We start from the raw sequence: 9,806 nt of genomic DNA, 5'->3' as shown, positions 1-9,806 counted from the left end.
TTGCGTCCATCGCCGGTCTCCTTCCCGGCCAACAGAATCCCGCTTGGTTACCAGAGCGTTAACGATTCATGATTCCGCCCTGCCGGCGCCGCGGCCGGCAATTGACAATCGCCGGGTTGGGTCCATCCTCTTTCACCACCTCTGAGGGGGAGATTCGGGGCATGTGGGATTTCGATATCGGCAGGTCGGTGTCCATCATGATGCGGACCTGGCCGTTCATTGTCTTTCGCATGATCGTCTATTTCGGCATCACACTGGCCTACATCATGGCGACCGGCACGGGCGCCTCCGTCGGCTATGGCGTCGGCCACATCTCCACCGATCCCGACGGGCCGATGTCCTTTGCCTTGTGGGGCGGGGTGGTCGGTTTCGGCATCGTCTCGATCGCCGTCTACTGGATCCGCGAATACATCCTCTATGTCGTCAAGGCCGGCCACATCGCCGTGATGGTCCATCTGATCGACGGCCGTGACATTCCCGGCGGCCAGGACCAGATCGCCTACGCCAAGGATATCGTCACCCAGCGTTTTGCCGAGGCCAACATCCTTTTCGTCGTCGATCAGCTGGTCAAGGGCGCCATCCGGGCCATCACCGGCCTGCTCGGCGGCATCGCCGCCTTCCTGCCGATCCCGGGTTTGAGCGGTCTGGTCTCCTTCATCAACACGGTGATCCGCCTGTCGCTGACCTATGTCGACGAGATCATCCTCGGCTACAACATTCGCATCAATTCGTCCTCGCCGTTCGAGACGGCGCGCCAAGGCGTCGTGCTCTATGCCCAGAACGGCAAGGTGATGGTCAAGAACGCCGTCTGGCTGGCGGTCATCATGTGGGGCGTATCCTTCGTTATCTTCCTGCTGATGCTGGCGCCGGCCGCCGCCATTCTTTTCCTGATGCCAGGGCAATTGGCGGGCTGGGCCTTCGTGCTAGCCATCGTCTTCGCCTGGGCCTTCAAGGCGGCGTTCATCGAGCCCTTCGCCATCGCTTGCCTGATGCAGGTCTATTTCAAGACCATCGCGGGCCAGGTGCCAGATCCGGCCTGGGACACCCGGCTGGCGGAGGCGTCGTCGAAGTTCAGGGAACTCAAGGACAAGGCGCTGGCCTCCTTTGGCGGCTCGCGCTGGGGACCGGCCGGCGCGACACCCTGATTAGCGAGGGCTCGACGGCGCGGCAGAAACGGTGTTGAGGCGCGCCACGGTCGATTTGAGCAGCACTTCACCTTGCCCGGAAAACGTCTCGCTCATGATCAGTTCCGGCAGCGGCAGCCGCCGTCCCCAGCCATGCGTTTCAAGGTCAGGTTTTGGCGCGAACTCCGAGACGCGGCCGACGCAGAGATAGGCGACCGGGGTCACATGCTCCGGAATAGAAAGCAGGCCTTTCAGCGCTTGCGCCTCGATGATGCTGACCCAGCCGACACCGACGCCTTCGGCGCGCGCCGCCAGCCAGAAATTCTGCACCGCGCAGACCGTGCTATAGAGGTCCATCTCCGGATTGTGCGAGCGTCCCAGTGGCGAACCCTTCGAACGCTCGCGATCGCAGGTGATGCAGATGTTGAGCGCGCTTTCGCAAATGCCTTCCAGCTTGAGTTTGCGGTAGAGCGCCTGCCGCTCTTCCGCAATGGCCGGCAGTTCCTGCTGGCGCGCCGCCAGGAACAGGTCGCGCACCTTTTCCCGTCGCTCGGCATCGCGAATGACGATGAAGTTCCAAGGCTGCATGAAGCCGACCGACGGCGCGTGATGGGCGGCAAGCAGCAGCCGCGCCAGCACCTCATCGTCGAGCCCGGTGGGCAGGAAATGGCTGCGGACGTCGCGCCGAGTGAACATGGCGCGATACACCGCATCGCGCGCATTCTCCTCAAATCCATCGCCAACAGCAGCGGTCATGTGTTCCGGCATCGCTTGTCCCCTTGCGATTGCAATCGATGCCAACCGCCTGACCATGCGGATGACGATGCCTGCCAGGCCGGTCTTCTGGCTCGGGATCAACCCGCGTCCGGTGCCTTCCCGTCATCGACAGTGGCATATACCGGCGCGGTCCCCCTTACAGCGTTGGGCACGCCACGGAATTCAACCGTGTTCCCGATTCTCCCGCTTGCGGCGGGCACCAGGCAGTGTCACGGACCTTACGCCGAAGCGCGGACGACGCCAATGCCTGCAGCGACGCGAATGGACGCAGGCGCGATTTTCCCCAGTCATCGGCCGCCCGTGCATGGCCTTTGCCGATCCGGGTCACTAGATTAGGACGATGGCTACCCGTCTCTATACCCATCCGATCTTCCTTGAGCACCTCACGCCGCCCGGCCATCCCGAGCGGCCGGACCGCTTGCGCGCCATCGAGCGCGTGCTGGACGACGAGGCTTTTGCCGCGCTCGATCGTATCCAGGCGCCGGAAGGCGACGAGGCCACCATCCTCTACGCGCATCCCGCCGATTTCGTCGCTCGCGTGCGCGCCGCCATTCCCGACGAGGGGATCGCCCGCATCGACGCCGATACCACCGCTAGTCCGAAGAGCTGGCAGGCGGCGATCACCGCAATCGGTGCGGCCAACGCCGCCGTCGACGACGTCTTTTCAGGCCGCGCCGACAATGTCTTCGTCGCTGCCCGGCCGCCCGGCCACCATGCCGAAAAGACCACAGCCATGGGCTTCTGCCTGTTCAACACGGCGGCGATCGCGGCACGTTATGCGCAGAAGAAACATGGCGTCGAGCGCGTTGCCGTCATCGACTGGGACGTACATCACGGCAACGGCACGCAGGATATTTTCTGGGACGATCCCTCGGTGCTCTATTGCTCGACGCATCAGATGCCGCTTTATCCCGGCACCGGGGCAAAAAACGAAACCGGCGCCGGCAACATCGTCAACGCGCCGTTGGCGCCGCAGACCGGCAGCGAGGTTTTTCGCGATGCCTTCCTGTCGCGCGTGCTGCCGGCGCTCGACAATTTCGCGCCCGACCTGATCGTCATTTCGGCCGGGTTCGACGCACATCACCGCGATCCGCTGGCCGAGATCAACCTGACCGAGGACGATTTCGACTGGGCGACCGGCCAGCTGATGCAGCGCGCCGCGCGTCATAGCGGCGACCGGCTCGTCAGCCTGCTCGAGGGTGGCTACGATCTGCAGGGATTGGCATTTTCGGTCGCCGCCCATGTCGGGCGACTGATGAAAGGATGAATGATGGCCGGTGAGACCAACGACGATGTGAAGGCGATGAGCTTCGAACAGGCACTCGACGCGCTGGAAAAGATCGTCGATGATCTTGAGCGTGGCGACGTGCCGCTCGATCAGTCGATCAAGATCTATGAGCGCGGCGAAGCGCTGAAGGCGCATTGCGACCGGCTGCTGAAGGCAGCCGAGGACAAGGTCGAGAAGATCAGGCTGTCGCGTGATGGCAAGCCGGTTGGAACGGAGCCGCTCGACGCGGACTGAGGCACGCAGCCGTCTCACCGACTTTTGGACACGATCATGATTGAGCATAAAGTTCATCTTGATTGAAACGGCTCAGGACAAGAGGAGATACGGAAACGATGTGCAGAAACATCAAGACCCTGTTCAATTTTGATCCGCCCGCGACCAATGACGAAGTCCGCGACGCGGCACTTCAGTTTGTCCGCAAGCTGAGCGGAACGACGCGGCCTTCGAAGCAGAACCAGCATGCCTTCGACCACGCGGTCGAAGCCATCGCAGCATCGGCGCGCGAACTGCTCGATTCACTCGAAACCCATCAGCATCCTCGCAATCGCGAGGAAGTGGCGGCCAAACTAAGGGCGAAATCGGCGATCCGGTTTGCCTGAAGCGTCCAGGCTGCCTCTGGCGCTGACAAGGAGAGTGCATGAGCTTCTTCCCGGGGAAAGACCCAGAGGCCGGCGACGCCTTCGCCAGCGACCAGATCGAACTGATGGTCATCCCCAACGCCAAGGATATTGGCGGTTTCCAGGTTCGCCGCGCCCTGCCGACCGCCAAGAGGCGGTTGGTCGGCCCGTTCATCTTCTTCGACCGCATGGGCCCGGCCATCCTGCGCGCCGGCCAGGCGCTCGACGTACGCCCGCATCCGCATATCGGTCTGTCGACGGTCACCTATCTGTTCGACGGCAATATAAGGCATCGCGATTCACTCGGCACCGAAATGGTCATCCAGCCCGGTGACGTAAACCTGATGACCGCCGGCCGCGGCATCGTCCATTCTGAGCGCACCCCTGAGGAAATGCGCGGCGCGCCGATGTCGATTTCCGGCTTGCAGACCTGGTTGGCGCTGCCGGACGGCAAGGAAGAAGTAGCCCCGGTTTTCGAGAACACCGCAGCACTCCGGTTGCCCGAGATCGACGCCGAGGGCGTTAGCGGCCGCATTGCCATTGGTGATTTCCAAGGGCTGCGATCCCCGGTCAGGGCCGACACAGAGACACTCTATGCCGATCTGCGCCTGGCGCCAGGCGCCAGCGTGAAGATCCCGGCCGATGCGGAAGAACGAGCCATCTACACACTCGAAGGCGAGGTCTCGATCTCGGGCGACGTTTTCCCGGCCGAACGGTTGCTGGTGTTTCGGCCCGGTGACGAGATCGTCGTATCGTCGCAGACCGGCGCGACGCATTTCATGCTGTTCGGCGGCGCTTCGCTCGGCTCGCAGCGCTACATCTGGTGGAATTTCGTCTCATCGTCGAAGGAACGCATCGAGCAGGCCAAGCAGGAATGGAAGACGGGACGCTTCGATATTGTTCCCGGAGACGAGCAAGAGTTCATTCCGCTGCCGGAAAGCTGATGCATGTTGCCCGAAAGTGGCCCGGTTCTGGGAGAACGGCATGCATCAAACCAAGAACCGCAGCCCGATCCGCGTCACTGACGTGCATTTACATTCTCCGGCCGGCGGCCTATTTCGCCAATGAACAGAAAGCCTGAGCACCCGTGAACGCAACGCCGCATACGCCGCTTCTCGACAAGGTCCGCATCCCAGCCGACCTGCGCACGCTTGCCGAAAGCGAGCTGCCGCAATTGGCAGCCGAGCTTCGCGCCGAGCTGATCGATGCCGTCTCCCACACCGGCGGCCATCTTGGCGCCGGCCTTGGCGTGGTCGAGTTGACGGTGGCGCTGCACTATGTCTTCAACACCCCCGATGACCGGCTTATCTGGGACGTCGGCCATCAGGCCTATCCGCACAAGATCCTGACCGGCCGCCGTGACCGCATCCGCACATTGCGCCAGGAAGGGGGCCTGTCGGGCTTCACCCGCCGCGCCGAGAGCGAGTACGATCCCTTCGGCGCCGCCCACTCCTCGACATCGATTTCGGCCGGCCTCGGCATGGCTGCCGCTCGCGATCTCTCCGGCGGCCGCAACAATGTCATCGCTGTCATCGGCGACGGCGCCATGTCGGCCGGCATGGCCTACGAGGCGATGAACAATGCCGGCGCGCTCGATGCGCGGCTGATCGTCATCCTCAACGACAACGACATGTCGATCGCGCCGCCGACCGGCGCGATGAGCGCCTATCTGGCGCGTCTGGCTTCGGGCAAGGCCTATATCGGCCTGCGCGATTTCGGCAAGAAACTGACGTCCTATCTCGGCAAACGCGCCGACCGCGCGATCACAAGGGCGGTCGAGCACGCACGCGGCTACGTTACCGGCGGCACGCTGTTCGAGGAGCTCGGTTTCTATCACATCGGCCCGATCGACGGTCACAATCTGGAGCATCTGATCCCGGTCCTGAAAAATGTCCGCGACAATGGCGAAGGCCCGGTGCTGATCCATGTCGTCACTCAGAAGGGCAAGGGCTACGCGCCGGCGGAAGCCGCCGCCGACAAATATCACGGCGTCAACAAATTCGATGTCATCACCGGCGCGCAGGCCAAGGCGCCCGCCAACGCGCCTGCCTACACCAAGGTGTTCGCCGAAAGCCTGGTAAGGGAAGGCCGCGAGGACGACCGTATCGTTGCCGTCACCGCTGCCATGCCGAGCGGCACCGGCCTCGACCTGTTCGGCGAGGCATTCCCGTCGCGGACCTTCGATGTCGGCATCGCCGAACAGCACGCGGTGACTTTCGCAGCCGGCCTTGCCACCGAAGGCTATAAGCCGTTCGCGGCGATCTATTCGACCTTCCTGCAGCGTGCCTACGACCAGGTCGTCCACGACGTCGCCATCCAGAAATTGCCGGTGCGGTTTCCCATCGACCGGGCTGGCTTCGTCGGAGCCGACGGCGCCACCCATTGCGGCGCTTTCGACACCACCTTCCTGGCAACCTTGCCGGGGTTTGTCGTCATGGCCGCTGCCGACGAGGCGGAGCTGCGCCATATGGTGCGTACCGCGGCGAGCTATGATGACGGCCCCATCGCCTTCCGCTATCCGCGCGGCAACGGCGTCGGCGTCGACCTACCGGAACGCGGCTCGGTTCTCGAAATCGGCAAGGGCCGCATCCTCAAGGAGGGCACCAAGGTAGCACTGCTGTCCTTCGGAACGCGACTGCAGGATTGTCTGATCGCCGCCGAGGAGCTGGGTGCCGCCGGGCTTTCCACCACGGTCGCCGATGCCCGTTTCGCCAAGCCACTCGACGAGGATCTGATCCGGCGGCTGGCCCGCTCGCATGAGGTGCTGGTGACGGTGGAGGAGGGCGCCGTCGGCGGCTTTGCCAGCCACGTGCTGCAGTTCCTGGCCCACGAAGGTCTCCTGGAAAGCGGCTTGAAGGTGCGCCCGCTGGTGCTGCCCGACGCGTTCACCGACCACGCCAAGCCGGAAAAGATGTACGCCGATGCCGGGCTCGACGCGGCCGGCATCGTGCGCACCGTGTTCGTCGCGCTCGGGCATATGGTTCGCGCCCAACGCGCCTGAATTAAAGTTTCAACGACTTGAATCAGTTGGCCGGCCCACGACGTTAACGCGTTGTTTACGCTGCCGTTTGGCTTTTCGCTTACCGTCTCTCTTGGCCGTTTTTCAACGGCGCCCTGCTAAACCGTTGATCAGGCAGGGAGACAACAACAATGAAAACGCTTCTGTGCGGCGTAGCGCTTTGCACCCTCATCGTCGCGCCGGCCGCCGCCGAAACGCGCTACGATCGCAGCCTCGAAAAGGCGGCCATGGGCATCGTCGCCGGCAAGATGGGCGATATCCGCGGCGGCTTTTCCTACAAGCAGGTGCCGCAGCTGGTGGTCGTGCCGGGCGTAGCGCCGGCCATGAGCGAACGCCCACGCGAGGAAGCCACGGGCAAGCCGGACGACGATCTGTCGCCCGCCGTGGAACGGCAGGTTTCGCGAACCATTTTCTAAATTGGAGGCCGGTGGGCCTGGAGTTGCTTAAGAAGGCACGATGGGTGTCGGTCCATCGGCAGATGCCTTTCCATGACGCTTGCCGTTATGCAGCCGATCTGAAAAGACTATTCTTCGGCCAGCTCCGCTTGCTTCGACGGCTTCTCGGAGCGCCATGATTTCGCGGCGTTGCGGGCGCGGTCGGCCAAGATGGCGAGGCGTCCGCGCAGGCTTCGCCCACCCATCACTGATGACAAGATCACCGAATGCGTCGAAAAGCGGCGCTTGAAATCCTCGCCGCCGCAGAGAAAGTCGACCGTGGTCAAGCCCTGGTCAAGCGACCACTGGATATAGTCCATCATCAAGACCATGCCCGGCGAGGCCCGCTCGAAGGACGGGTCATAGGTCGTGACGAAAGCCATCATCGTCCCGCGCTGCTCGAAATTGATCGAGACGGCGATGATCGCGTCGTCACGTTCGAGCACGAAGATGCGCAGCAATCCGAGCTCGGCCAGGACGGAGACCAGTGCCGCCAGAGCGGTGGAGCCTTCGTCGAAGAGATCCGAAGCGCGGCCGTGCTTTGCCAGCCACAGCCGCTTCAGCGCCGCGACGCGCTCGAGCACCTGCTCGCGGTCTTCGTGCGCATCCATCAGGCGGAAGCGCAGCTTGCCGCCTTCCTCTATGAATTTGCGGCCACGGCGGTAGTTTTGCCGGGTTTTTTTCGATTGGCTTTCGAACCATTGCGCGCCGCCTTGCCAGGTGCCAACGACGCGATGGCTGATCTCGCTGCGGTGGTTTGGCTGCAAGATCGAGCCGCGGCCTGGGACGGCGGAACCGAGCAGGGCGTGGAATCGGGCATCCGGCAACAAACGATTCAGATAGACGAGATCGAAGCCACCATCGTCGAGAATGCGTTGCCAGAGCTGCGATAGAATCAACGGGTCGCAGTCGGGGGCGAGCAACACGTCGCCATAATCGCTGTGATCTTTCGCCGCCCATTCCAGGATACGGACACCGGAGCGCTTGAAGGTCGCAAGCGCAATGACGGCCTCGAGGCGCTTGCCGCTCCAGACCAACCCGATCCTGAGGCCGCGCCGGTCCTGATGCGGCGTCGTGCGCCACCAGGCCGAGATCCAGTCCGGATGCTGGAAAACAAGGCCGCCGGCGCGTTGCCAGAGCGCCGCCCAGGCCGGCGCTATTTCTGCCAGGCGCGCGGCCGAAGTCGCGACTTCGATCTGGTGCGTTTGCGGCAGCCGGCACACGACAGGCCCGTTCAAGGCTTGCCCCTTTGCGGCGATTGCCGTGACTCGGGCTTTTCAGTGCGGAGGTATCTTGCGATCAGCCGCCAAATCCGCTTCAGCGGCAGAATATAGAGGCCTGAGAGCGACTGGTAGTCGCGCACGTTGCGTTCGATCAAACCGAACTTGAAGTCCTCGTCCGGTCTGGGAACGCATAGCGTTCCGAACAGCCGGTCCCAGAACGAGAAGAGCAGCCCGAAGTTCTTGTCGTAGTGGCGCGGGTCCGTGCTGTGGTGCAACTGATGCCAGTGCGGGCATAAGATCAGGTTGTTCAGCGGCCCAAAGGAAATCTTGAAATGCGTGTGCCTGACGAAATCCATCATCAGGATGTTGCGTATGATATAGACGTTGACGCCGAAGATCGTCAGTTCGACGAGGTTCAACGCGACCAGCGACCAGATGCCGAAGCAGATGCCGGGAATGACGCCGTCCCAGGCCCGGTTCATCAATTCGTCGAGCGGGTGGACGCGGTCCTTGGTTATGCCGACCATCACTTCGGCCGAATGGTGCACCTTGTGCAGTTCCCAAAGCACCGGATAGCGATGCTGGGCGACATGATAGAGATAATACGAGATGTCGTAGGCGAGCAGCATTGTGATGGTGAATATCGTTACCGTCACCGGTCCTGCCGGACCGTCGATCAGAGGCGCTTGGATCGGAAGGAAGGTCGTGAGTAGCCAGTTCGTCGCATAACCGACGGCGCTGACGAAGACGATGCCGGCAGGCAGCATGAGGAACGGCATCAGGGCCTTCCTCGTCACCCAGAACAGAAGGTCGGCTCTCGCCGAGGGATGAGTGACGACCTCGTGCGGGATCGCGAACTCGAAGAATTCTTTCCAGCTCTTTTTCTCGACCGTGCGCCAATAGGCGACGAGGGCGCTGACCAAAGCGGTCAGCAACAGAAGTCCGGTCGCCAGCAGACCGGCGCCGGAAATCCGGTCAAGCACCTTGTAGACGATTTCGCTGGCCATTTCCAAGATTGCCGCCTCTTCATCCCGTTTTGCGGGCTGTCGCAGTCATAACATTTTAGTCCTCAAGCAAGTGCGACGAGAACTGGTTAACGATCCATGAAATTTCCGGTGGCTTAAGACGAGAGAATTTCTGTCATGCCCATCTTCCTTGAAGTTGAGGCGCGTGATTGCCCAAGCACGAAGCGCCGTTTGCAGATCATTGTCGGAGGCGACATGCTTTCCTTCAATGCCGGCAGGGCGAAATCATGAATCGTTAACCTGCAAGGACGGCTTGGCGGTAGGTCGGGTTCATGAGGGCTTTGAGGCGCTTGCGCTTG

11 protein-coding genes and 1 riboswitch are annotated in these 9,806 nt (G+C 62.4%); of the genes, 7 read left to right on the top strand and 4 right to left on the bottom strand.

All coding sequences use genetic code 11. The annotated features are described in order from the left end of the window. Positions 1-161: 161 nt before the first annotated feature. A complete protein-coding gene (locus NKJ89_RS35070) occupies positions 162-1,145 on the top strand; it encodes a hypothetical protein (protein WP_352608993.1) in 984 nt (327 codons plus the stop codon). On the opposite strand, the gene bluB is transcribed toward NKJ89_RS35070, so the two are convergent. Next, complete coding sequence (gene bluB / locus NKJ89_RS35065; protein ID WP_352608994.1) at positions 1,146-1,892, bottom strand: 5,6-dimethylbenzimidazole synthase; 747 nt, start codon at positions 1,890-1,892, stop codon at positions 1,146-1,148. 48 nt (positions 1,893-1,940) lie between these two features. Then, positions 1,941-2,120, bottom strand: a riboswitch (cobalamin riboswitch). A gap of 121 nt (positions 2,121-2,241) precedes the next feature. Between bluB and NKJ89_RS35060 the strand changes: the two genes are divergently transcribed. The 6 genes from NKJ89_RS35060 to NKJ89_RS35035 all read left to right on the top strand — a co-directional run bounded on the left by NKJ89_RS35060 (position 2,242) and on the right by NKJ89_RS35035 (position 7,241). Continuing rightward, positions 2,242-3,168, top strand: coding sequence for a histone deacetylase family protein (locus NKJ89_RS35060; protein WP_352608992.1), 927 nt, complete (start codon positions 2,242-2,244; stop codon positions 3,166-3,168). A gap of 3 nt (positions 3,169-3,171) precedes the next feature. Then, positions 3,172-3,423 carry an exodeoxyribonuclease VII small subunit gene (locus NKJ89_RS35055; RefSeq protein ID WP_352608991.1) on the top strand — a complete coding sequence of 84 codons (252 nt, stop codon included), beginning with the start codon at positions 3,172-3,174 and terminating at the stop codon, positions 3,421-3,423. A gap of 98 nt (positions 3,424-3,521) precedes the next feature. Next, positions 3,522-3,788: a DUF2277 domain-containing protein gene (locus NKJ89_RS35050; RefSeq protein ID WP_023759114.1), complete on the top strand. Its 267-nt coding sequence runs from the start codon at positions 3,522-3,524 to the stop codon at positions 3,786-3,788. 38 nt (positions 3,789-3,826) lie between these two features. Continuing rightward, positions 3,827-4,750: a pirin family protein gene (locus tag NKJ89_RS35045; protein WP_352608990.1), complete on the top strand. Its 924-nt coding sequence runs from the start codon at positions 3,827-3,829 to the stop codon at positions 4,748-4,750. 143 nt (positions 4,751-4,893) lie between these two features. After that, positions 4,894-6,807, top strand: a complete 1,914-nt coding sequence (gene dxs / locus NKJ89_RS35040) for a 1-deoxy-D-xylulose-5-phosphate synthase (RefSeq protein ID WP_352608989.1) — start codon at positions 4,894-4,896, stop codon at positions 6,805-6,807. Positions 6,808-6,956: 149 nt separating this feature from the next. Further along, positions 6,957-7,241 (top strand): hypothetical protein, encoded by a 285-nt coding sequence (locus NKJ89_RS35035; protein WP_352608988.1) that lies wholly within the window; start codon positions 6,957-6,959, stop codon positions 7,239-7,241. A 107-nt stretch (positions 7,242-7,348) separates the two neighbouring features. Here the strand turns inward: NKJ89_RS35035 and NKJ89_RS35030 are convergent, their stop codons facing one another. The 3 genes from NKJ89_RS35030 to NKJ89_RS35020 form a co-directional block, all read right to left on the bottom strand. After that, positions 7,349-8,497, bottom strand: a complete 1,149-nt coding sequence (locus NKJ89_RS35030) for a GNAT family N-acetyltransferase (RefSeq protein WP_352608987.1) — start codon at positions 8,495-8,497, stop codon at positions 7,349-7,351. Continuing rightward, complete coding sequence (locus NKJ89_RS35025; protein ID WP_352608986.1) at positions 8,494-9,489, bottom strand: sterol desaturase family protein; 996 nt, start codon at positions 9,487-9,489, stop codon at positions 8,494-8,496. The genes NKJ89_RS35030 and NKJ89_RS35025 overlap by 4 nt, the downstream gene beginning before the upstream one ends. A 113-nt stretch (positions 9,490-9,602) precedes the next feature. Next, a partial coding sequence (locus NKJ89_RS35020; RefSeq protein WP_352608984.1) for a hypothetical protein occupies positions 9,603-9,806 on the bottom strand: 204 nt, incomplete at its 5' end.

The sequence above is a fragment of the Mesorhizobium sp. M0047 genome (genome assembly GCF_040323315.1).
Lineage (GTDB): Bacteria > Pseudomonadota > Alphaproteobacteria > Rhizobiales > Rhizobiaceae > Mesorhizobium.
Note: the sequence above shows the minus strand (reverse complement) of the source record. Positions and strands in the feature narration are given on the sequence as shown.

Bases quoted from the DNA above. Each gene is read 5' to 3' on its own strand.
- NKJ89_RS35070 (WP_352608993.1), top strand. From the start codon at position 162: ATGTGGGATTTCGATATCGGCAGGTCGGTGTCCATCATGATGCGGACC.
- bluB (WP_352608994.1), bottom strand. From the start codon at position 1,892: ATGCCGGAACACATGACCGCTGCTGTTGGCGATGGATTTGAGGAGAAT.
- NKJ89_RS35060 (WP_352608992.1), top strand. From the start codon at position 2,242: ATGGCTACCCGTCTCTATACCCATCCGATCTTCCTTGAGCACCTCACG.
- NKJ89_RS35055 (WP_352608991.1), top strand. From the start codon at position 3,172: ATGGCCGGTGAGACCAACGACGATGTGAAGGCGATGAGCTTCGAACAG.
- NKJ89_RS35050 (WP_023759114.1), top strand. From the start codon at position 3,522: ATGTGCAGAAACATCAAGACCCTGTTCAATTTTGATCCGCCCGCGACC.
- NKJ89_RS35045 (WP_352608990.1), top strand. From the start codon at position 3,827: ATGAGCTTCTTCCCGGGGAAAGACCCAGAGGCCGGCGACGCCTTCGCC.
- NKJ89_RS35035 (WP_352608988.1), top strand. From the start codon at position 6,957: ATGAAAACGCTTCTGTGCGGCGTAGCGCTTTGCACCCTCATCGTCGCG.
- NKJ89_RS35025 (WP_352608986.1), bottom strand. From the start codon at position 9,489: ATGGCCAGCGAAATCGTCTACAAGGTGCTTGACCGGATTTCCGGCGCC.